Raw genomic sequence first — 21163 nt, 5'->3', positions numbered from 1 at the left:
GTGCGGCCACCGACAGTTCTGCGCGTGGCCGACCCATCGGCGCCCTCAGGCCATGACCACCTGGTCGCCGTCGACCTTCACCGGCACCTCGGTGAGCCCCTTCGTCGAGGGCCCCTTCTTCAGGGAGCCGTCGGTGGCGGCGAACTGGCTGCCGTGGTTCGGGCAGGTGATGATCCCGCCCTTGGGCGGGCTGACCGTCGTCCCCGCGTGCGGGCAGGCCGCGCCGAACGCCTTGACGACGTCACCGGTCCGGGTGAGGACCAGCGGCTTGCCGCCGGACTCGACGATCAGGCCGCCGCCGTCGGGCACGTCCGCCAGCGCGGCCAGGCCGGCCGCGCCCGCGCTGCCGGTGCTGCCGCCGGTGGTGTTGCCGGTCCCGGTGCTGCCGCCGGTGTTGCCGGTGCCCGTGCTCGGGTTGGTCGTCGTCGTGCTGCACGCGGCCAGACCGCCGGGCACGACCATCGCGACCGCGAGCCCGCACAGCATCGAGCGGCGGGACGTCAACGGGCCTGCGTTCTCGGCTAGGGAAGTCAACCGATCCTCCGCGTAGTGGTGGGGTGGTGGTTCGGGCTACACCGGACAATTACGCGTTCGGCGGATCAAGGGTTCACCAGTTCGCCACATTCAGCGAGTCTTCAGGCCAGGACCACACCCTCCGGGGTGATCCTCACCGCCACCTCGGTCAGGCCCCTGGGCGCTGGACCAGTCAGGACGGCGCCGGTGGCGGGGTCGAAGCCGCTCCGGTGGGTGGGGCAGGTGATCTCGCCCGCGGTGGGCGGGGCGACCGTGGTGCCCTGGTGCGGGCAGGCCGGGTTGAAGGCCTTCACCGTGCCCGCCCCGGGCTGGGTGAGGAGCAGCTGGCCGTTGCCGGGGGTGTCCACGAGGACACCGCCGCCCACCGGGACGTCGGCGAGGGCGGCGAGGCGGTCGCCCGGTTTCGCGGTGCCGGGGCCGGGGGTCTTGCCGGGGGTGGAGGCGCAGGCCGCGAGCGGGAGGGCGGCCAGTCCGCACAGGAGGGTTCGGCGGTTCACCCCGGCCAGTGTGCCCCCGCGGTTGGGTCGCGGGTGCCGGACGGGGGTGGTCACGCCTGCCCTCGGCGGGTCCGGCACGTGATCGCGGCTGGTCAGAGGCAGTGCCCCGGTGGCCGGACGGGTCGTCACGCCTGACGGCGGTGGGTCCGGCGCGTGATCGCGGCCCGCCGGACGCGGTGTCGCGGCGGCCGGACGGGGCGGTCACGTCCGATGGCAGCGACTCCGCAGGCCACGCCGGCAGCCGGACAGATCGTCACGAACAGGCCCGACCCGTCATCGCGGCTCGTCAAGCGCGGTATCCCGACGACCGGACGGAGCGATCACGTCCCATGGCAGCGACTCCAGCGGCCGGACGGGTCGTCACGCCTGACGGCGGTGGGTCCGGAGCCGGGTCGTCGGAGTCGGGCGTGGCCCCTCCTGGGTGTGAGCCGAGCACCTGGTCGCGGGGTTGCCGTGGCCAGGTGCTTCGCGTTGCGGCCCACTTCCACCGCGACTGTTCGCCGCGGTGGCCTGTGGCCCCGTCTCCCCTGCTCGATCCCCGAGAACAGGCGGAGACGTCCACCCACCGGACTTCTGGTGGGTGTTCCGACGTGGGCGCGTGGGCGCCCACCGGAAATCAGCGGTCGTTCGCCGCGCTCCGCGCCAGCGCCAGCACCGCCGTGAACGGCGGGAACCAGTGCCTGCTGTGCGACGGCGGGTTGGCCCAGCGGAGCGAGCCGTAGCGGGTCATGGTCGGCGGGAGCGCGATGCGCTGCGGGGACCTGACGAACTGCACCTCCGGCGGGGCCTTGAGGTGGGTCGGCAGCAGGGCGACCAGTTCGGCCAGGAAGATCCAGTGCTCGCGCGGGCCGGGGATGACGGTGACCGGGCCCGCGAGCATGCGCGCCTTGAGGTCGGCCAGCACGCGGGAGCCGATCCTGGCGGGCATGGCGAGCGCGGTCGTGGAGGGGCCGAGGGGCAGGAACACCCCCTGCTCGGTGACGGACACCCGCCACCCGAGGAGCCGGTACCCGGCGATGGCCTCGCCCAATAACTGCTCGTGGGCGCGGCTGTGCGGGACTCCCGGTCGCTTGGCGGTCTCGGAGGTGGTTGCGGCGGTGATGCTCATGGGTGGTCGTCCTCCCTGGTCGGGTGGTCGCACTCAGGCACGTGCTGATCTCCTCCGGCACGGGGATCAGGCCCGTTGACGGTGATGGGAGCAGGGTGCTGGTCCCGCGACGCGGACACCACACGCCCGGCGGGTGCGGCTCATGCACCGGATGCATCGCCGGCATCCACCACTCGGCGTCACCGGGGCTCTTTCCCGACGTCGACCGCGCTTTATGCACGAAATGCATGGACTCCCGATCACCGCGGCATACACTTGTGTGCACGCTCAGTGACGGGAGCGAAGGCCATGGCACAGAACAGCCCAAGGGCATCCAGTTCCAGGCGCGCATGCCCGTGCGGGGCGTTGATCGCCGCCGACAACACGGACCGGCTCTGCCACGGGTGCAGGCGCAGCGCGCGAGCCGACGTCTTCGGGCCTCCCGAGCAGCCTGCCGAGTTCTGGGACCACCTGACGATCGCGGGGGCACTGGCCGAACGCGACATGGGCGCGGTCCTCGCCGCGTACCGCCGCCACCCGCAGCACGTCAGCCGGGTGACCCAGGACCGCATGGCCTCCTGGCTGGGCATCAGCCAAGCACAACTGTCCCGGTACGAGAGCGGTGAGAACCCGATCGACCGGATGGACCGCCTGCGCCACTTCGCGCAGACGCTGGGCATTCCCGGCGACCGGTTGTGGTTCGACCGGTCCGGCATCCAGAGCCAGGCGGGCCCGGAAACGGCTGCCCCGCCCGATGTGCTCGGCGCGGCGTGGGACGCGTCGAGCATTGCCCGATCGGTCGAGGAGACGGCGAGGAACGACTTGGCGATCAGCAGACGAGCGGCGCTCGCGGGAGCGGCCGCTGTGGCAGTGGGTCCCGCACTGGTCGAACCGCTTCAGCGGTGGCTACATCCGTTGCAGACCATGTCCAGGTGGTCGTCGAGTTCGGCGATCAGCGAGGAGGAGTTGGCGGCGCTCCAGCGCGTCGCGGACGGACTGCGCGGTTGGGGCGGGCGGGGCGGGTTCGGGTTGGCCCGCAAGGCGGTGCTCGGTCAGCTCGACGAGCTGGCCGAGAGGCTGTCGCGCGCACCGGCGGGCCCGACGACGGAACGGGCCTTCTTCATCGGTGCGGAGCTGTCGAAGGTGGCGGCGAGCATGTCGTGGGACGCGGGGCTGCACGACGCCGCGCAGCGCTACTACGTGCTCGGTGTCCGCATGGCGAAAGCGGGCCGCAACGACCCGTTCGCCGCGCTCTGCCTGGCCGCGATGGCCAGGCAGATGTTCGACCTCGGGCGTCCCGAGGACGGGCTGGAGCTGGTGCAGCTCGCCCAGTACGGCACGAGGCGGACGGCGACGCCGACCCTCCAGGCGCTGTTGCTGACGAGGGAGGCGTGGGCGTACGCGCAGATGGGTCAGGTGCGGGAGTTCGACCGGGTGGTCGGGCTCGCGCAGGACAGCTTCTCGCAGCGCGAGGCCGACACGGAGCCGTGGTGGTTGCACAGCTTCGACGAGGCCGAGCTGGAGGGCGTGATCGGCGCGCGGACGAGGGACCTGGCGGGGCACGATCCCCGGCAGGCTCCGTCGGCCGAGCTGCACATCCGGCGGGCGCTCGACCTGCGCGACCCGTCACGGGTGCGCAACCGGGCGTTCGACGTGATCGGGTTGGCCCGCACGAAGATGGTCGCGGGTGAACCGGAGGAGGCGTGCGACCTGATCGGCGACGTGCTGCCGACCGTGGAACGGCTCTCGTCTGGCCGGGTGCTGCGGAAGTTGCAGGACTTCTCGAAGGAGGCGGAGAGGCACCGGAACCTGCCCGGTGTCCAGGACACGCGCGACGCCATCCGCGCCATGCGGACGGCCTGAATGCGGGTCGGCATCACCGGGCACACGAATCTGGTGCCGGAGTGCGTGGACGCCGTGCACGCGGCGATCCGCGCGGTGCTCGTCGAGGAGGCGGGCGGGTCATCCCTGATCGGGGTGACCTGCCTGGCCCCCGGCGCGGACCAGTTGTTCGCGCGCGTGGTCCTGGAGCTGGGCGGCAAGGTCGAGGTCGTGCTGCCCGCGATGGACTACCGCGCCAAGCTCAAGCCGGAACGGGTGGCCGCCTACGACGAGCTGATCGCGAGGGCGGACATCGTCAGCGTCCTGCCGTTCATGCTGTCCGGGCGGCAGGCGTACGTGGCGGCGAACGAGCGGATGCTCGCCAGCGTGGAGCTGCTCGTGGCGGTGTGGGACGGGCAGCCCGCGGGCGGCAGGGGTGGCACCGGCGACGTGGTCGAGCACGCCCGCGCGTCCGGCGTGCCGGTGGTCGTGGTGTGGCCGGAGGGCGCCGCCCGCGGCTAGCGCACGCGCAGACCGGTGGACGCCGTCGCCGCCACGGCGTCGGCCGGGTCGGCGGCGCGGACGTCGCCGACCCGGCCGGTTCCACTCGACCGGCGAGTCGACCACGCCGAACAGCGGGCGGGCGGCGGTGGCGGGGTCGACGTCGGCCCGCGGATCGTCGTCGACGGCCTGGGCGACCAGGCCCGCGACCGCGCCGTCGAACCAGCGGCGGCGGGCGGGGGCGGCGTCGGTGTCGCCGCGCACGCGCGGCGGCAGCGTGACGAACGGCAGCCGGTCGACCAGCAGCAGGACGCTGCCGCGCACCAGGTGCTCCAGCCGTTCCAGCGCGCGGCCGTCGTGCCGCTCGACCTCGGCGGCCAGCGCGAACAGGCCGTCGAGCGCCCGGCCGACCGCGACCCGCAGCAGCGACTCCAGGTCGTGACCCGGCCTGCCGCGGCGGGCCGCCCCGGTCACGGGCGCTGGTCGATCACGCGCCGCATCTTGCCCACCGAGCGCTCCAGCGTGTCCGGGTCGACGACGTCCACCTCGACGCTGACCCCGACGCCGTCCTTGACCCCGGCACGGATCTCGTCGGCGGCGGACCGGCGCCGGTCGGCCGTGGTGTCCGGGCGGGCCTCGACCAGCACGGTGAGGCGGTCGAGCCGCTCCCGGCGGGTGAGCAGGATCTGGAAGTGCGGCGCGACCCCGTCGACCCGGAGGACGATCTCCTCGATCTGGGTGGGGAACACGTTCACCCCGCGCAGGATGATCATGTCGTCGGTGCGGCCGGTCACCTTCTCCATCCGCCGGAACGCGGGCCGCGCGGTGCCGGGCAGCAGCTTCGTGAGGTCGCGGGTGCGGTACCGGATGATCGGCAGCGCCTCCTTGGTGAGCGAGGTGAACAGCAGCTCCCCGTCCTCGCCGTCGGGGCGGGACTCCCCCGTCTCCGGGTCGATCACCTCGGGCAGGAAGTGGTCCTCCCACACGTGCAGCCCGTCCTTGGTCTCCGCGCACTCCTGGGCGACGCCCGGCCCCATGACCTCGGACAGGCCGTAGACGTCGACCGCGTCGAGGTCCGCGCGCTCCTCGATCTCCAGGCGCATCTGCTCGGTCCACGGCTCGGCGCCGAAGATGCCGGTCTTGAGCGAACTGGTGCGCGGGTCGACGCCCTGGCGCTCGAACTCGTCCAGCAGCGTCAGCATGTAGGAGGGGGTCACCATGATGACCTCCGGCTGGAAGTCGGTGATGATCTGCACCTGGCGGGCCGTCATGCCGCCCGACGCCGGGATGACGGTCGCGCCCAGCTTCTCCGCGCCGTAGTGCGCGCCGAGCCCGCCGGTGAACAGCCCGTACCCGTAGGCGACGTGGACCTTGTGCCCCGCCCGTCCGCCCGCGGCGAAGATGGACCGCGCCATGACCGTGGCCCACGTGTCGACGTCGCGCTCGGTGTAGCCGACGACGGTGGGTTTGCCGGTGGTGCCGCTGGACGCGTGGATGCGCCGGACGTCGCGCTGCGGCACGGCGAACATGCCGAACGGGTAGTTGTCGCGCAGGTCGTGCTTGGTGGTGGCGGGGAACTTCGCGAGGTCCGCCAGCTCGCGGCAGTCGTCGGGGTGCACGCCCGCCGCGTCGAACGCGGCCCGGTAGAAGGGGACGTTGTCGTAGGCGTGCCGCAGCGTCCACCGGAGGCGGTCGAGCTGGAGGGCGCGCAGCTCGTCGACGCCGAGCCGCTCGACGGCCGTCAGCTCGTCCCGCGACGGGGCGGCGCCGAGCCGCCTCGACCGGGGCACGCCGCTGTGCGTGGTGGTCACGAGGTCACCTCTCCGCGCGGTTTACTGACCGAATGGACGGTAATTAGCGCCGGGCTTCCGGTCAAGGTCCGCACCCATCGCGGACCGTCCTTGTCCGCGATGGGTGCGAGACTCGTCCCATGCTGGAGACCTCAGCTCGACTGCTGCGCCTGTTGTCGCTGTTGCAGGTGCGCCGCGACTGGACCGGGGCCGACCTCGCGAGCCGCCTCGGCGTGGACGTGCGCACGGTGCGCCGCGACGTGGACAAGCTGCGCAGCCTCGGGTACCCGGTGAACGCGACCTCGGGCGTCGCGGGCGGCTACCAGCTGGGCGCGGGCGCCGAGCTGCCGCCGCTGCTGCTGGACGACGACGAGGCGGTGGCGGTCGCCGTCGGCCTGCGCACCGCCGCGAACGGGACGGTGTCCGGCATCGAGGAGACGTCCGTGCGGGCGCTGACGAAGCTCGAACAGGTGCTGCCGTCCAGGCTGCGGCGGCGGGTCAGCGCGCTGACCGCGCACACGTCGACGCTGGCACCGTTCGGGCCGACGATCGACGCCGGGACGCTGACGACCATCGCGGGCGCGACGCGCGACCACCAGGCGATCCGGTTCCGCTACCAGGGCCGCGACGCGGACGCGGCCCCCCGGCACGTGGAACCGCGGGGCATGGTGCACACCGGCAGGCGCTGGTACCTCGTCGCGTGGGACCTCGACCGCGCCGACTGGCGGACGTTCCGGCTCGACCGCATCGACGGCGACCCGACGCTCGCCGCCCGCTTCACCCCGCGCGAGCCCCCGCACGAGGACCTCGCGGTGTACGTGTCGCGGCAGGTGAGCAGCGTCGTGTACCGGCACCGGGCGCGGCTGCTCGTGCACGCGCCGATCGAGGCCGTGCGGGAGGAGACGTCACCGACCTCGGCGTCGCTGGAGGCCGTCGACGAGCACAGCTGCCTGATGACGACCGGTGCCGAACGCCTCGACGTGCTCGCCATCCACCTCGGCGTGATGGGCTTCGACTTCGAGGTCCTCGACCCGCCGGAGCTGCGCGAACACCTGCGCGTGCTGGGTGAGCGGTTCACCAGGGCCGCCGGGGCCGAGCACCTCAGCGCGGATTGACGCTCGGCCACGAACCTTCAGCTGCGCCACCGCTTCCCACCGGGCACCGTCGACGGCGTGGCCACCGCGTCGCGGGTTCGGATGGTGGTGCTCGCCCTCCCCTGGCGCGCCGCGCGCTGCCGGACGAACCCCCTGACCGCGCCGCCGGGTGCGGTCAGGGGGTCGGCGTCAGGCGTTGGACAGCGACCGCAGCGCCACGGCGGCGCGTTCGAGCTGGGTCAGGACGCCCGGCCGCATCTGGGCGAGCTGCCGCTCGGTGCGCGAGTCCGCGACCTCCTGGAGCAGCACCTGCGTCGGCGCGGCACCGTCCGATTCGGACACCGCGAGCACCTTGAAGCAGGAGCCGGGTGCGAACAGGACGCGCTCGTTCACGACGCCCGCGCGGCGGTCCACGACCTCCACGCGCCTGCCGCTGAGCGACCAGACCAGGTACTCGACGCCGCCGTCGAACGACTCCTGCGGGTTGGCGTGGGTGTTGAGGATGCCGTGCTCCACCAGCACCTCGCCGGTGCGGAACCGGTTGGCCACGTTGGCGGGCGCGACGCTCCAGCACGTCGTGATGCCCTGGTGCAGCGGCAGCCTGTTCAGCCCGGAGACGATGGCCGCGACGTACGGGCGGAGCCTGCCGAGCGTGCCCTTGCGCAGGGTCTCGACGATCATCTCCTCGTCCTGGCCGACGAACGCCGCCAGCGCCGCCAGCTCGGTCACGAGGGTCTCCACCGGCACGGTGTCGACGAGCGGGCCGGACCGCTGCGCGAGCAGCCTGCCGACGGCCGTGGCGTAGGACGGGTAGCGCTCGCCGAGGATCCGGCGGACCGAGTCGCGCTCCTGGTCGGTGGTCCGGTGGTCGGCGGGGACGGTCTCGCGCTCGTTGTGGATCTCCTCGCCCCACTTGGAGTTCTTCGGCTCCCACGCGGGCGACGGCGGCGTCGGCACCGGACCCTCGACGCGCAGCGGCACCTCGGAGTCGGCGAGGTCCTCGTGCCGCCCTGCCGACTCCTCGATCGACGCGGTGGCCGTGACCTGGGTCGGCAGCTCGACGTGCGGCTGGGCGACCGGCTGGGGAGCGGGTTGGTGGGCGACCACCGGGGCCGCCGGGGCCGCCGGGGCGGGCTCGGGGGTGAGCTTCGCGGTCACGACGGTGGCGGGCTCGGCGGCCAGCGCGTGGGCGGGGGCGGAGCGGACGGGCTCGTCCGGTTCGGAGAAGACCGGCGTCGGCCGGGTGCTCTCCTCCTCCACGGCCGTCGGCCACGGGATGGCCGTCTCGGTCGCGTCGCAGAACACCAGCCGCAGCAGCTTGCGCACCTCGGGTTCGAGGCGTTCCACCAGCGCGGCGCCCGCGACGGCGACCGCGCCCGGCGTCGACCGGCCCGGCGTGCCCACGGTGAGGCGGGCCCACTCCGGGTCGACCGGCAGGGAGCGCACGTCGGCACCCCCGGTGGTGGTGGCCTCGCGGACCCACAGCCCGGAGGCCACGACCTCCAGCACCACGCCGTCGCCGAGCCCGAACACGCCGGGGCTCAGCTCGGCGAGGCCGGGCACGGGGTTGCGGTAGCCGGAGACCTCGTTCTCGTCCTTCATCGCGCGCGGGATGCAGCGCAGCTCGGTGACGAACGGGTGCCACGTCGGCTGGCCGCGCCGGTTCACCGCGACCACGACGGCACCGCCGCCCTCGCGCAGGTTCGACACGGGCAGACCGGTGTAGACGGTGATCGGCTCGCCGAGCTGCTCGGCCACGAGCTGCGCCTGGTCGGTGCCCGACTCGATGTCGTACTGCACCAGCCGGACCCGGCTGCGGGCCGCGGACGGCAGCGCGTTGAGCAGCTTGCAGATCTCCTCGGTCGGGATCGACGGCTGGCCGGGCCCGCCGATCACGATCGTCAGCACGTTCTCGCGGCACGGCAGCGCCACGATGGCGCGCGCGTCCGCGGAGTTCGGGTCGAACGGCACGCTCTGCGCGCGCAGCCACAGGCCCGCGGGGATGGGTTCGGCGATGCCGACGTCACCGGTCGGCCACGCCGAGTTCGGGTCCATGGCCTCCCACGCGGGAACGGGGAAGCGCCTGCCGAAGGGCGTCGGGGACGCGCCGGGCAGGAAGCGGAGCCAGCTGCCGTAGCCGGACGAACCGGTCACGAACGCGGCGCCGGGGACCGTGGTGAGCGCGCCGTCCGGGGCGATGACCTCGGCGTTGAGCTGCGACGCCAGCCACTGGGCCGGTGCTGTCGGGCGCATGCTGCCCGCGAACGACACCGCCAGCCGGATGCCGCCCCGGCCGCGCAGGGCGTTCGCCGCCGCCTGCCAGAACGTGCTCTCGCTGCCCGACGGGAAGTCGATGACGACCACGGTCCGGCCTCGGTCGGCGGGCAGGGAGCGCGCGAGTGTCAGCGCCGCCTGGCTCGCCCCCTCCGGTGGTCCCACCACGAGTGTCGCTCCCGCGAAGACCACGGAGGCGTTGGCCGCGGGTGCGGGGGCCGCCTGCTCGGGTTCGGGGCGTACTTCTTGCTGCTGCTCCACCGGTGCCACCTGTTCCACCACAATCTGCTGCTGCTGCACGGCGCGTTCCGCTGGAACGGCACGTTCCGCCTGCACCGCAGAGTCCTTGCGCACGCCCCGCCAACCCCTCAACCGTTCGAACACCTCCAGCTCACAACCCTCACCGTGCTGTGGCGGCCTTGTGCAACTCCCGCAGTGCCCGTACCGCGGCGACCGCGTGCTCGCGGTCGACGGCCTGCACGGCCATGACCGAGACGTACTCGTCGTCGGGCAGTTCCAGCCTCGCCCACGAAGCCCCGTCCGGGAAGCTCACGTGCAGGACGTCCTGCCACGAGTACCGGCTGGCCGTGACCACGTTGCGCACCTCGACGCCCTCGGCGTCGGCGCGCACCCGCGGCCTGCCGAGCAGCAGCACGCCGCACGCCAGGAGCACCCCCAGGCACACCATCGCGATCTGGTCGGACACCCGGAAGATCACCCCGGTCGGCGTGTCGCCGAGCAGCAGCCCGACCGCGGTGAACACGGCCACGAGCCCGACCGCGCACACGACGGTGACCTTGCGGATGCGCTTGGGTCGGAACTCCACCGTCTTGGCCACGGCCACGCTCACCGGATCTCCCGTTCCGCCTTCGTCCGCCGCAGGTCCTGGAGCACCAGCGCGGTGTCCAGGGCGGCGGACGTCGCCTCCACGCCCTTGTCCTCGACCGAGTCCGGGAAGCCGGCACGGGCGAGCGCCTGCTCCTCGGTGTCGCAGGTGAGCACACCGTTCCCGACCGGAGTCGATTCGTCCAGGGCCACGCGCGTCAAACCCGCCGTCACGGCGTCGCACACGTACTCGAAGTGGGGGGTGCCACCGCGGATGACGACGCCCAGCGCGACCACGGCGTCGTGGTCGCGGGCGAGCGCCTGCACCACGACGGGCAGCTCGACGGCACCCGCGACCCGCACCACCGTCGGGTCCTCGACACCGGCCTTGGCGGCGGCCTCCAGGGCGCGCGCCAGCAGGTTGTCGGTGATCCTGGCGTGCCACCGGGTAGCGACGACCGCCAGCCGCAGGCCCTCGCTCCTCGGGACCTCGATGTCCGGACGACCCTCGCCGCTCATGCCCTGCCCCCCAGCTCGCTCATCCGGTGCTGCCCGCTCATTCGGCGCTCTCCGCGCTCACCACGACGCCGTCGGTGCCCTGTGCCTCGTACTGCTCCAGCTGGTGCAGCTCGTGGCCCATGCGGTCGCGCTTGGTGCGCAGGTACCGCAGGTTCTCCGGGTTCGGCGAGATGGGCAGCGGCACGCGGTCGATCACGCGCAGCCCGTAGCCCTCCAGGCCGACCCTCTTGGCCGGGTTGTTCGTCAGCAGCCGCATGGACTTGATGCCCAGGTCCGCGAGGATCTGGGCGCCGGTGCCGTAGTCGCGGGCGTCGGCGGGCAGGCCCTGCTGGAGGTTGGCGTCGACGGTGTCCGCGCCCTGGTCCTGCAACTGGTAGGCCTGGAGCTTGTGCATCAGGCCGATGCCGCGGCCCTCGTGGCCGCGCATGTAGAGCACGACGCCGCGGCCCTGCGCGGAGACGGCCTCCAGGGCCGCGTCGAGCTGCGGACCGCAGTCGCAGCGCAGCGAGCCGAAGATGTCGCCGGTCAGGCACTCGGAGTGCACCCTGACCAGCACGTCCTCGCCGTCGCCGATCTCGCCGTTGACCAGCGCGACGTGCTCGATGCCGTCGAGCAGGCTGTCGTAGCCGACGGCGGTGAAGGTGCCGTGCGCGGTCGGGATGCGGGCCTCGGCGACCCGCGTCACCTGGGTCTCGTGGCTGCGGCGGTAGGCGACGAGGTCGACGATCGAGATGAGCGTCAGGCCGTGCTTCTCGGCGAACACGCGCAGGTCGGGCATGCGGGCCATGGTGCCGTCGGCGTTGGCGATCTCGCAGATCGCGCCCGCCGGGTGCAGGCCCGCGAGGCGGGCCAGGTCGACGGCGGCCTCGGTGTGGCCGGGGCGGCGCAGCACGCCGCCCTCCCTGGCGCGCAGCGGGAAGACGTGACCTGGGCGGACCACGTCGTACGCGGTCGTCGCGGGGTCTGCCAGCGTGCGGATCGTCAGCGCCCGGTCGGCGGCCGAGATGCCGGTCGTGACGCCTTCGCGGGCGTCGACGGAGACGGTGAACGCGGTGCCCATGCGCTCGGTGTTGTGGGAGACCATCTGGCCGATCTCCAGGCGGTCCAGCGCCTCGGGCTCCATCGGCGTGCACAGCAGGCCGCGGCACTCGGTCATGACGAACGCGACGAGTTCCGGCGTGGCCATCTCGGCCGCGAACACCAGGTCGCCCTCGTTCTCGCGGTCCTCGTCGTCCACGACCACCACGGCCTTGCCGTCCGCGATGTCCTTGATCGCCTGCTCGATGTCGGAGAAGTCCCTCACGAGCGGGTCACCCCCTCTTCGGCGCTGTCCGTGACCCCAGTGTGGCGCAGGTGCGGCATCGTGAGGCGCTCGACGTACTTCGCGAGCACGTCCACCTCCAGGTTGACCGCGTCACCGGGGCCGCGCCTGCCGAGCGTGGTCAGCTCCAGCGTCGTGGGGATCAGGCTCACCGTGAACTCGTCGTCGGTGACGGTCACGACGGTCAGCGACACGCCGTCGACCGTGATGGAGCCCTTCTCCACGACGTACCGCGCCAGCGACGGCGGCAGTCCGATGTGGACGATCTCCCAGTGCTCGGTGGCCTCGCGCGCCAGCACCGTCCCGGTGCCGTCGACGTGGCCCTGCACGATGTGCCCGCCCAGCCGCTGGCCGACCGCGGCGGCGCGCTCCAGGTTGACCCGGTCGCCCGTGGCCACCTTGGCGAGGCTGCTGCGCACGAGGGTCTCGCGCATCACGTCCGCGGTGAAGGCGCCGTCGACGACCTCCACGACGGTGAGGCACACCCCGTTGACCGCGATGGAGTCGCCGTGCTTGGCATCGCTCGTCACCAGCGGACCTCGAACGGTCAGCCGTGCGGCGTCGGGCAGGTCGGTCACCCCCACAACCTCGCCCAGCTCTTCAACGATCCCGGTGAACACCGTTCCTCCTCAGCCGTCCAACCCCACCGGAACGGCGGAGATCCGCACGTCCGGCCCGCACATACTGACCTCTTCGACCACCAACCCGACAGCGTCGGTGATGGTCGCCACCCCAGCATCGCCCAACGCCACCGGACCCGCGCCCAGGAGCTTCGGCGCGACGTAGGTCAACACCCGGTCGACCCGGCCCGCGGCGACGAACGCCCCGGCGAGCGTCGGGCCGCCTTCGAGCAGCACGTCCACGACGCCGCGCGCCGCCAGCTCGGCGAGCACCTCGTCCGGGTCGTGCGTGCGCACGTGCAGCGTCTCGGCCCCGCCGTCGGACACCTTCGCGCCCGGCGGCAGGTCGCCCTCGCCCACCACCACCCGCAACGGCTGGCGGGCCTCCGGGATTCCCCGCGCGGTCAGGCTGGGGTCGTCGGCGCGCACGGTGCCCGTGCCGACCATGATCGCATCGATCCGGGTGCGCAGCAGGTGCACCTGCGCCCGCGACTCCTCGGAGCTGATCCACCGGCTCGTGCGGTCGGCGGCGGCGACCCTGCCGTCCAGCGTCGAGGCGTACTTCCACGTGACGTGCGGGCGGCCGGTGCGGGCGAAGTGCAGCCACGCGCGCAGCGGTCCGCGCTCGACCTCCACGGCCAGCAGCCCGCCCTCGGCGTCGACCCCGGCCGCCCGCAGCACCGCGCCACCCCCGGCGGCCTTCGGGTTCGGGTCCGCCACCGCGTACCGGACGCGCGCCACGCCCGCGGCGAGCAGCGCACCCGTGCAGGGCGGCGTGCGGCCGTGGTGCGAGCACGGTTCGAGCGTCACGACGGCCGTGCCGCCGCGTGCCCGTCCACCGGCTTCGGCGAGCGCCACGACCTCGGCGTGCGGACCGCCGGGCGGCTGCGTCGCGCCGACGCCGACCACCTCGCCGTCGCGGTCGAGGACGACGGCGCCGACCGGCGGGTTGGGGCTGGTCGTTCCCCTGACCAGCTCGCTCGCGGCGATGGCGCGCCTCATCGCCTCGTCGAGCATCAGGAGCGGGTCGAGTTCGCGGCGGCGAGCGCGCGCAGCGCCTCCACCGCGCGGCCGGGGTCCTCGGCGTCGTAGACGGCCGAGCCCGCGACGAAGCAGTCGACACCGGCCTCCGCGGCGGCGGCGATGGTGTCGGAGTTGATGCCGCCGTCGATCTCGACGACCAGCCGCAGGTGGCCGGTGTCGACCAGCCTGCGCGCGGTGCGCACCTTGTCCAGCACCTCGGCCATGAACGACTGCCCGCCGAAACCGGGCTCGACGGACATCACCAGCAGCGTGTCGTAGTGCTTGAGCACCTCGACGTACGGTTCCAGCGGCGTGCCGGGCTTGATCGACAGCCCGGCCTTGGAGCCCGCCGCGCGCAGGTCCTTCGCGAGCTGGACCGGGTCGGCCGCCGCTTCGACGTGCACGGTCACGTTGTGCGCGCCCGCCTCGGCGTAGCCGATCGCCCACCTGTCCGGATCGTCGATCATGAGGTGGCAGTCCAGCGGGATGTCCGTCGCCTTGAGCAGCGACTTCACCACCGGCAGCCCCAGCGTCAGGTTCGGCACGAAGTGCGCGTCCATCACGTCGACGTGCAGCCAGTCCGCTCCGGTGACGGCCGCGGCCTCGCGGGCGAGGTGGGCGAAGTCGGCGGACAGGATGCTGGGGGCGATCATCGGCTGGTGGACCACGGAACAGGAGTCTAGGTACCGCCGCCCCACCGCGCGGGCCCGGACTACTCGTTTGTGCGGTAACAATGTCCACAAAGCCCTGAGCTGCGAAGACATCGCGTCGGACGCACTACTCACGCAGGTAGTTCCACCCGAGTACCGGGGCGCATACCGTCGGGGCGGGGGTTCGATCTGGGAGTGGCAGCGATGAACCGGCAGTTCGACGGCAAGACCGCGGTGGTGACCGGCGCGTGCGGCGCCGTCGGAGCCGAGGTGGTCGCCGCGCTGGCGGCTCGCGGTGCCGTCGTGACAGCCGTGGACCGGGACGGCCGCGCCCTCTGCGACCTGGTCGAACGCCTCCAGCACGAGGGCCTGCGCGTGGCGGGCAGGCAGGTGGACATCACCTCGGGTCCCGCCGTCGAGGCCCTGGTCGACCAGGTGGAACGCGAGGTCGGCCCCGTGGACATCGCCGTGAACGCGGCGGACCTGCTCCGCACCGGCGGCGCCACCGGCCTCACCGACGACGACTGGGCGCAGAGCTTCGCCATCAACACCCACTCGGTCTTCCACCTGAGCCGCGCGGCGGCCTCCCGCATGGTCCCGCGCGGGCGCGGCTCCATCGTCACCGTCGCGACGACCCTGCCGCCCCACCAGCCGGGCTTCACCGCCTACGCGGCGTCCAAGGCAGCGGCCACCACCTACGCCAACGGCCTGGCGGCCGAGATCACCCGCCACGGCGTCCACTGCACGGTCATCACCCCGACCCGCCCGGAAACCCCGGTGCTCCGCTCGGTGGCGGACCAGAACGCGCACGCCACCTCGGTGACGGCGGCCGTCCTGGCAGCGCTGGCCCACCACGCCGACGGCACAGCCGTGGGCGCCTGACCTCCCGCCGAACCCGCAGGCGGTAGGGGGTGCCTGAGCACTGGGGGTGCTCAGGCACCACGACCGGGCTCCAGGTCGCAAGGCAACGCGCCCAAGCCCTCCGCCCCACCACCCCCAAGCGCGGCAACGCAACCAGCCCAGCCACCCGCCCGCCCAACGGGACGCACGCAGCCAGGGCGACACCCAGACCCACCCCGCCACCCGTCAAGACCTCGACGAAGCCTCCTCGTGCGCCATCCGAGCCAGCTCCACCCGAGAGTTGATCCCCAACTTCCGGAAGATCCCCCGCAGGTGGTAGTTCACCGTGTGGGGCGACAGGAACAACTGCTTCGCCACCTGCCGGTTGGTCAACCCGGCCCCCACCAACAACGCGATGTCCCGCTCGGGCTCCGACAACCGCCGCCACTCCCGTGCGCCCCCGGCCCCGACCCCCTCCACGGGCCGTGCCATCAACCGGCCGATCTCCCCATCGGCCCCCATCTGCCCGAGGATCCGACACGCCACCTCCAGGTGGGGGCCGCCGTCCTCCCCCCGCTCCCCGTGCAGCGCGACGAGATCCGCGTTCGCGCACGCCTTCGCCCACGGATGCCGGTGCCGCCCCGCGGCGACCAGCAACCCCTCCACGTCCCGATCCGCCAGCGCGTGCGCGTGAGCGGCGGACACCGACACCGACCCGTAGCCGGGGTTGTTCGCGGCGAGGTCGTCCGCGGCCACCAGCACGGCGGCCACCATCCGGCTGTCCCCCACCGCCAACCCCAGCCGCACCAACCAGGGAGCGGCACCGGGCTCCTCGATCACCATGCGCCGCAACGAGTTCCGCTCCGCCACCCGCTCCCGAGCCAACCCGACGGCCCGCGCGGGCCCCCCGGAGGCGTGGGCGAGCAGCAGCTCCACCCAGTCGTACTGCCCGGAGTGCAGCACCGCCTCCCCCCCGGCCAGGTCACCCCGGTACCGCCGCACGTGCTCGGCGGCCACCTCGTACTCGCCGCGGTAGATCGCCACCGTCCCCAGCACCGTGGAGGCCAACGGCACCAACAACCTCAGCCCGCGGTCGTGCGCCAGCGCCAACCCGGCCCGAGCGGCCGAGTGCGCCTCGGCCAACCGCCCGGCCTGCACGAGCACCCGCGACCGGGCGATCAGCCGGGCCGCCCGCGCACCGCTGGTGACCGCGTCGTCGGTGACCGGCCCGTCACCCGCCACCAGTTCCTCGGCCTCGTCGAACTCCCCCAGCGCGGCCAGCTTCAGCGCGTAGGCCACGGGCGTGTGCGAGAACCACCACGCCGACGGCCCGGTGGGCAGCCACTTCGTGGACTCGCGCCCCCAGTAGACGCCCTCGGCGAGGTTCCCGGCGTTCCACTCCAGGCAGGAGTGCACCGTCGCGGCCATGACGGCGTCGGCGTCGCCGGCGTCCCGGTCGCGGACGGTCAGCAGCGACAGGGCGTGCTCGCGGACCCGGCTGCCGGTCGCGAAGTACAGCGACAGCAACCGCCCCGCCGCGGACAGCCTGCGCAGCGGTCCGGTCACCGACGGGATGGTCAGCGCGTGGTCGGTCTCCACGACCGCGTCGCCGGGGCGTCCGTCGGCCAGCAGGATGCCCGCGAGCACGCAGTGCAGCTCCGCCGCGACGGTGGGGGGCACGCGCTGCGCCAACGTCTCCCGCGCCAGCGCGATGGCCGACCCGAGCCTGCCGCTCGCCGCGAGCGTGCGCACGCCCTGCACGACGTCGCCGCCCACCTCACCCGGCAGCGGCGCGTGCGCGGTCGGTTCGACGGCGAACGGCGGGCGCAGCACGGCGACGTCGTGGCGCAGCGCGTGCAGGATCGAGCGCGGGATCGACTCGACGACGGCGCGCCGCACGAGGTCGCTGGGGAACTCCAGCCGCTCGTGCGCGGGCACGAGCAGACCGGACTGGAGGACCTCGTCCACGGCCAGCAGCAGCGAGGCAGTGGTCTCGCTCATCATGGTGGCGACGTCGTGCAGCAGGAACGACCGGCCGACGACGGCGGCGACCCGCAGCAGCTGCGTCGCCTTGGCGGACAGCAGGTCGACGCGGTCGCGCACGAGGGCCGCGACCCGCTGCGGCAGCCAGCCGCCGCGCACGTGCGCGACACCGCCGCGCAGCTCCAGCTGGCCCTCCTCGCGCAGGCCCTCGATCAGCTCGGTGACCAGCCTCGGGTTGCCGCCCGCTCCCGCGATGAGCGCGCGCAGGTCGGCGTGCGGGGTCGCGCCGAGCAGCCCGCGGGCGATCTCGTCGACGGCCTCGTCGTCCACCGGCCCCAGCACGACGACCTCGGCGCGGGCCGCGAGGGCCCGCTGCGCCTCGGTGCCCGCCGTGGCGCCGTTCACCGCCATCAGCACGGCCAGCGGTGTGCCGCTCAGCTTCGGCAGCAGCGCGAGCACGCCCGCAGGGTCGAGGTGGGCGTGGTCGACGGCGATCAGCAGCGGGTGGTCCGCGACGAGCGCCTCGGCGGCGTCGGTCGACCCGCCGAACAGGTCACCGGAGGTCGCCGTGACGAGCACGACGGGCAGGTCCTGGTCGCGGGCGACGCGCACGGCCTCGTGCAGCAGGAGGGTCTTGCCGGACACGGGCGGGCCGTCCAGGACGAGCAGACCACCGGCTCCGGAGCCCGCCGCCAGCAGAAAGCGGCGCACCGAACCCCATTCACGCGCACGCCCGGAGACCATCGACACGGTGCAGCGTGCAACGCCCGTCCGGCGCCTGTCAATTCGCGTGGAATGAATACTTCTAATGGCCGAACGGCCCGGTCAGAGCAGGTGCGACCCGGCGGGAGCGGCTCCGGGCAAGATCATCGCCAGCGGTCGAGTTCGGCCAGCACCGGCTCCGGCCCGCCCTCGGGCACGACCAGCACCCCGGCGTTCCGCAGGGTTTCCAGGTGCCCGGTCCACGCCGGGTGCCGCCGCTGGGCCTCGTTCGACTGCGGCTGCACGATCACCGGCACGTCCGGCGTCCCCAGCGCCTCGCAGAGCACGGTCAGCGCCTGGTTGTCCGAGATGCCCAGCGCGAGCTTGGCCACGGAGTTCGCCGTGGCGGGCGCGAACACGAAGCAGTCCGGTGGCGGGTGCGGCTTGGGCTCACCGGGCAGCCGGGACGTCCAGCGCACCGGCAGGTCCGTCAGCGCCCCCAGCGGGTCCAGCTCGCCCGCCTCGTCGAGCCAGCGGGCGGCCGTCGGCGTGAGCGTGACGGCGAGCCGCCAGCCGCGGTCGGCCGCGGGCGCGGCGAGGCCGGTGCGGAACCACCGCTCGACCCCACCGGCGCCCGAGGTGACCAGACCCAGCACCCCGCCGTTCACCGGGTGCCGCTCACGCTGCTCCTCATGCCTCGGCCGGCCGCCGCAGCAGAGCGCAGAACATCGCGTCGGTGCCGTGCAGGTGCGGCCAGAGCTGGACGTTGTGCGGGTCGGCCAGGTGCGGGACGCCGGGGAAGAACTCCTTGGTGTCCAACCGCTCCGCGCCGGTCCGCCGGGCCACGTCCGCGACGATGCCGACCGTCTCGGACAGGTGCGGCGAGCACACGACGTACGCCACGACACCGCCGGGCCGGACCAGCTTCAGCGCCTTGGTCAGCAGCTCGCGCTGCAACCGGGTCAGCGGCGCGACGTCCGACGGCTGCCGCCGCCACCGAGCCTCCGGCCTGCGGCGCAGCGCGCCCAGCCCGGTGCACGGCGCGTCGACGAGCACGCGGTCGAAGCCGCCCTCGGGCAGGTCGGTCTCGCGGGCGTCGCCGACGTGGACGGTGATCGGGAGGCCCTTGGTCGCCTTGCGCACCAGCTCGGCGCGGTGCGGGGCCAGTTCGACGGCGTCCAGCGCGCCGCCGTTCAACGCGGCCAGCGCGCCGAGCATCACGGCCTTGCCGCCGGGGCCCGCGCACAGGTCGAGCCAGCGCTCGTCGGTGCCCTCGACCGGCACGTTCGTCAGCGCGATCGCGCAGAGCTGGCTGCCCTCGTCCTGCACGACGGCGAGGTGCTCCCGCAGCGGGTCGAGGTCGCCGGGGTCGCCGGAGCCGGACTCCAGGTGCACGCCGTAGGGCGAGTACGGGGCGACCTCGCCGCCCGTCATCGCGGCCAGTTCCTCCGCGCTGACCTCGCCCGGCCGTGCGGCCAGGTGCACCTCGGGACGGGTGTCGTCCGCGGCCAGGGCGTCGCGCAGCGGCTCGTCGCGGCTGCCCAGGGCCTCCGCGAACGCTTGCGCGATCCAGCGCGGGTGCGCGTTGGCGAGGGCGACGTGGCCGATCGGGTCGGAATCCGGGTCCGGGGCCAGCTCGTCGACCCAGGACGCCTCGTCCTGCTCGGTGACGCGGCGCAGGACGGCGTTGACGAAGCCCGCCGCACCGGAGCCCTGGCCCGCGCGGACCAGGTCCACAGTGGACGCCACGGCGGCGTGCGCCGGGATCCTGGTGCGCAGCAGCTGGTACGCGCCCAGGCGCAGCGCGTCGAGCAGCAGCCCGTCCACATCGGACAGCGGCCGGTCGGAGCACGCCCCGATCACCGCGTCCAGCAGGCCCTGCGCGCGCGCCGAGCCGTACGCCAGTTCGGTGGCCAGCGCCGCGTCGCGGCCGGTGATCCGCCGCTCGCGCAGCAGCTTCGGCAGCACGAGGTTCGCGTAGGCGTCGCGCTGGCGGACCGCGCGCAGCGTGTCCAGCGCGGCCAGGCGGGCCGGGTCCTCGACGGGAGGGCGCTCCGGGCCCACGCGCCTGCGCGGCGGCGCGGGCTTGCGCGGCCGGGACGGCCGCGAGGGTCGGGAGGAGGAATTGCCGTTCATGAGATCCGCTCCCCTGCCTCGACCCGGACGCCGCGCGCCCAGTCGGTCGCGGCCATTCGCTTCTTGCCAGGTGCCTGGACGTCGCCCAGCGCCACCGGTGTGGTGGCGGTGCCGACGAGCACCTGCTTGCGCTGCACCAGGAGTTCTCCCGGAGCCAGCTTCTCCCGAGGCTCCTGGCCCTCCTCGACGACGACGGGCGTCACGGGCCCGAGCTTGAGGCGTTCGCCCCGGAACTCGGCCCAGGCTCCCGGATCGGGCGTGACCGCGCGCGCCAGCCGGTCGACCGCCGCGGCGGGCGCGGTGAAGTCCAGCCGGGCGTCCTCGACGGTGATCTTGGGGGCGTAGCTGACGCCCTCGGACGGCTGCTCGACCGGGCGCAGCGTCCCGTCCTCGATACCGTCGATGGTGGCCAGCAGCAGCCGCGCGCCGCGTTCGGCGAACCGGGCCAGCAGCTCACCGGCGGTGTCGCGGGGGCGGGCCTCCTCGGTGATCGTGCCGAACACCGGGCCCGCGTCGAGCGGCTTGACGATGCGGAACGTGGACGCGCCGACGATGTCGTCGCCGTTGCGGACGGCCGCCTGCACGGGGGCCGCGCCGCGCCAGGCGGGCAGCAGCGAGAAGTGCAGGTTCACCCATCCGTGGGTGGGGATGTCCAGCGCGGCCTGGGGCAGCAGCGCGCCGTACGCGACCACGGGGCACGCGTCGGGCGCCAGCTCCGCGAGCCTGCGCAGGAAGTCGGGGTCGCTCGCCTTGGCGGGCGTGAGCACCTCGATGCCGTGCTCGTCGGCCAGCGCGCCGACCGGCGACCGTTCGAGGTGGCGACCGCGGCCCGCGGGGGCGTCCGGGCGGGTGACGACCGCGACGACCTCGTGGTTCGGCGACTCGATGAAGGCGCGGAGGGACGGCAGCGCCGGTTCCGGTGTGCCCGCGAAGACCAACCGCACGA

General features: G+C 73.7%; 19 protein-coding genes and 1 pseudogene. 4 read left to right on the top strand and 16 right to left on the bottom strand.

What is annotated here, in order from left to right; translation table 11 throughout:
- Nucleotides 1-45: 45 nt before the first annotated feature.
- The 3 genes from VFZ92_RS10600 to VFZ92_RS10590 form a co-directional block, all read right to left on the bottom strand.
- The gene (locus tag VFZ92_RS10600) at nt 46-534 is read right to left on the bottom strand and encodes a Rieske (2Fe-2S) protein (protein WP_330875670.1); all 489 of its coding nucleotides are present in this window, start codon (nt 532-534) and stop codon (nt 46-48) included.
- A gap of 101 nt (nt 535-635) precedes the next feature.
- On the bottom strand, nt 636-1031 hold the full coding sequence (locus VFZ92_RS10595; protein ID WP_330875669.1) for a Rieske (2Fe-2S) protein: 396 nt from the start codon (nt 1029-1031) through the stop codon (nt 636-638).
- 616 nt (nt 1032-1647) lie between these two features.
- Complete coding sequence (locus tag VFZ92_RS10590; protein ID WP_330875668.1) at nt 1648-2139, bottom strand: hypothetical protein; 492 nt, start codon at nt 2137-2139, stop codon at nt 1648-1650.
- Nucleotides 2140-2484: 345 nt separating this feature from the next.
- Between VFZ92_RS10590 and VFZ92_RS10585 the strand changes: the two genes are divergently transcribed.
- Nucleotides 2485-3981, top strand: a complete 1497-nt coding sequence (locus VFZ92_RS10585) for a helix-turn-helix transcriptional regulator (RefSeq protein WP_330875667.1) — start codon at nt 2485-2487, stop codon at nt 3979-3981.
- Complete coding sequence (locus VFZ92_RS10580; RefSeq protein WP_330875666.1) at nt 3982-4461, top strand: hypothetical protein; 480 nt, start codon at nt 3982-3984, stop codon at nt 4459-4461.
- Here VFZ92_RS10580 and VFZ92_RS10575 read toward each other — a convergent pair.
- Nucleotides 4458-4914, bottom strand: a pseudogene (locus VFZ92_RS10575) (TetR family transcriptional regulator). The gene VFZ92_RS10580 and the pseudogene VFZ92_RS10575 overlap by 4 nt on opposite strands.
- Entirely contained in the window at nt 4911-6251 is a 1341-nt protein-coding gene (gene paaK, locus VFZ92_RS10570; protein WP_330875665.1) for a phenylacetate--CoA ligase PaaK, read from the bottom strand. The pseudogene VFZ92_RS10575 and the gene paaK overlap by 4 nt, the downstream one beginning before the upstream one ends.
- Before the next feature lie 119 nt (nt 6252-6370).
- On the opposite strand from paaK, the gene VFZ92_RS10565 reads away from it, so the two are divergent.
- Nucleotides 6371-7345 carry a YafY family protein gene (locus tag VFZ92_RS10565; protein ID WP_330875664.1) on the top strand — a complete coding sequence of 325 codons (975 nt, stop codon included), beginning with the start codon at nt 6371-6373 and terminating at the stop codon, nt 7343-7345.
- Nucleotides 7346-7513: 168 nt separating this feature from the next.
- Here VFZ92_RS10565 and VFZ92_RS10560 read toward each other — a convergent pair whose 3' ends face one another.
- The 7 genes from VFZ92_RS10560 to rpe all read right to left on the bottom strand — a co-directional run bounded on the left by VFZ92_RS10560 (nt 7514) and on the right by rpe (nt 14559).
- Nucleotides 7514-9934: a hypothetical protein gene (locus VFZ92_RS10560; protein WP_330875663.1), complete on the bottom strand. Its 2421-nt coding sequence runs from the start codon at nt 9932-9934 to the stop codon at nt 7514-7516.
- Between the two features lie 64 nt (nt 9935-9998).
- A complete protein-coding gene (locus tag VFZ92_RS10555) occupies nt 9999-10442 on the bottom strand; it encodes a PH domain-containing protein (protein WP_414719860.1) in 444 nt (147 codons plus the stop codon).
- Nucleotides 10443-10444: 2 nt separating this feature from the next.
- The gene (gene ribH, locus VFZ92_RS10550) at nt 10445-10942 is read right to left on the bottom strand and encodes a 6,7-dimethyl-8-ribityllumazine synthase (RefSeq protein ID WP_330875661.1); all 498 of its coding nucleotides are present in this window, start codon (nt 10940-10942) and stop codon (nt 10445-10447) included.
- Nucleotides 10943-10979: 37 nt separating this feature from the next.
- Nucleotides 10980-12245 carry a bifunctional 3,4-dihydroxy-2-butanone-4-phosphate synthase/GTP cyclohydrolase II gene (locus tag VFZ92_RS10545; protein WP_330875660.1) on the bottom strand — a complete coding sequence of 422 codons (1266 nt, stop codon included), beginning with the start codon at nt 12243-12245 and terminating at the stop codon, nt 10980-10982.
- Nucleotides 12242-12883 carry a riboflavin synthase gene (locus tag VFZ92_RS10540; protein ID WP_330875659.1) on the bottom strand — a complete coding sequence of 214 codons (642 nt, stop codon included), beginning with the start codon at nt 12881-12883 and terminating at the stop codon, nt 12242-12244. The genes VFZ92_RS10545 and VFZ92_RS10540 overlap by 4 nt, the downstream gene beginning before the upstream one ends.
- A 9-nt stretch (nt 12884-12892) precedes the next feature.
- Complete coding sequence (gene ribD / locus VFZ92_RS10535; protein ID WP_330875658.1) at nt 12893-13900, bottom strand: bifunctional diaminohydroxyphosphoribosylaminopyrimidine deaminase/5-amino-6-(5-phosphoribosylamino)uracil reductase RibD; 1008 nt, start codon at nt 13898-13900, stop codon at nt 12893-12895.
- Nucleotides 13900-14559 carry a ribulose-phosphate 3-epimerase gene (gene rpe, locus VFZ92_RS10530; protein WP_330875719.1) on the bottom strand — a complete coding sequence of 220 codons (660 nt, stop codon included), beginning with the start codon at nt 14557-14559 and terminating at the stop codon, nt 13900-13902. The genes ribD and rpe overlap by 1 nt, the downstream gene beginning before the upstream one ends.
- A gap of 201 nt (nt 14560-14760) precedes the next feature.
- Between rpe and VFZ92_RS10525 the strand changes: the two genes are divergently transcribed.
- A complete protein-coding gene (locus VFZ92_RS10525; RefSeq protein WP_330875657.1) occupies nt 14761-15438 on the top strand; it encodes an SDR family NAD(P)-dependent oxidoreductase in 678 nt (225 codons plus the stop codon).
- Nucleotides 15439-15642: 204 nt separating this feature from the next.
- Here the strand turns inward: VFZ92_RS10525 and VFZ92_RS10520 are convergent, their stop codons facing one another.
- From VFZ92_RS10520 to fmt, 4 genes are all read right to left on the bottom strand, one after another.
- Entirely contained in the window at nt 15643-18090 is a 2448-nt protein-coding gene (locus VFZ92_RS10520) for a helix-turn-helix transcriptional regulator (RefSeq protein WP_330875656.1), read from the bottom strand.
- Nucleotides 18091-18245: 155 nt separating this feature from the next.
- Nucleotides 18246-18749 (bottom strand): flavoprotein, encoded by a 504-nt coding sequence (locus VFZ92_RS10515; RefSeq protein WP_330875655.1) that lies wholly within the window; start codon nt 18747-18749, stop codon nt 18246-18248.
- A 22-nt stretch (nt 18750-18771) separates the two neighbouring features.
- Nucleotides 18772-20217, bottom strand: coding sequence for an RsmB/NOP family class I SAM-dependent RNA methyltransferase (locus VFZ92_RS10510; protein ID WP_330875654.1), 1446 nt, complete (start codon nt 20215-20217; stop codon nt 18772-18774).
- Complete coding sequence (gene fmt / locus VFZ92_RS10505) at nt 20214-21161, bottom strand: methionyl-tRNA formyltransferase (RefSeq protein ID WP_330875653.1); 948 nt, start codon at nt 21159-21161, stop codon at nt 20214-20216. The genes VFZ92_RS10510 and fmt overlap by 4 nt, the downstream gene beginning before the upstream one ends.
- Nucleotides 21162-21163 lie beyond the last annotated feature (2 nt).

Origin of the sequence: Umezawaea sp., assembly GCF_036375055.1 — a bacterium.
Classification (GTDB): domain Bacteria; phylum Actinomycetota; class Actinomycetes; order Mycobacteriales; family Pseudonocardiaceae; genus Umezawaea.
The sequence above is the reverse complement of the archived record's forward strand: the minus strand, read 5'-3'. Positions and strand labels throughout refer to the sequence as shown.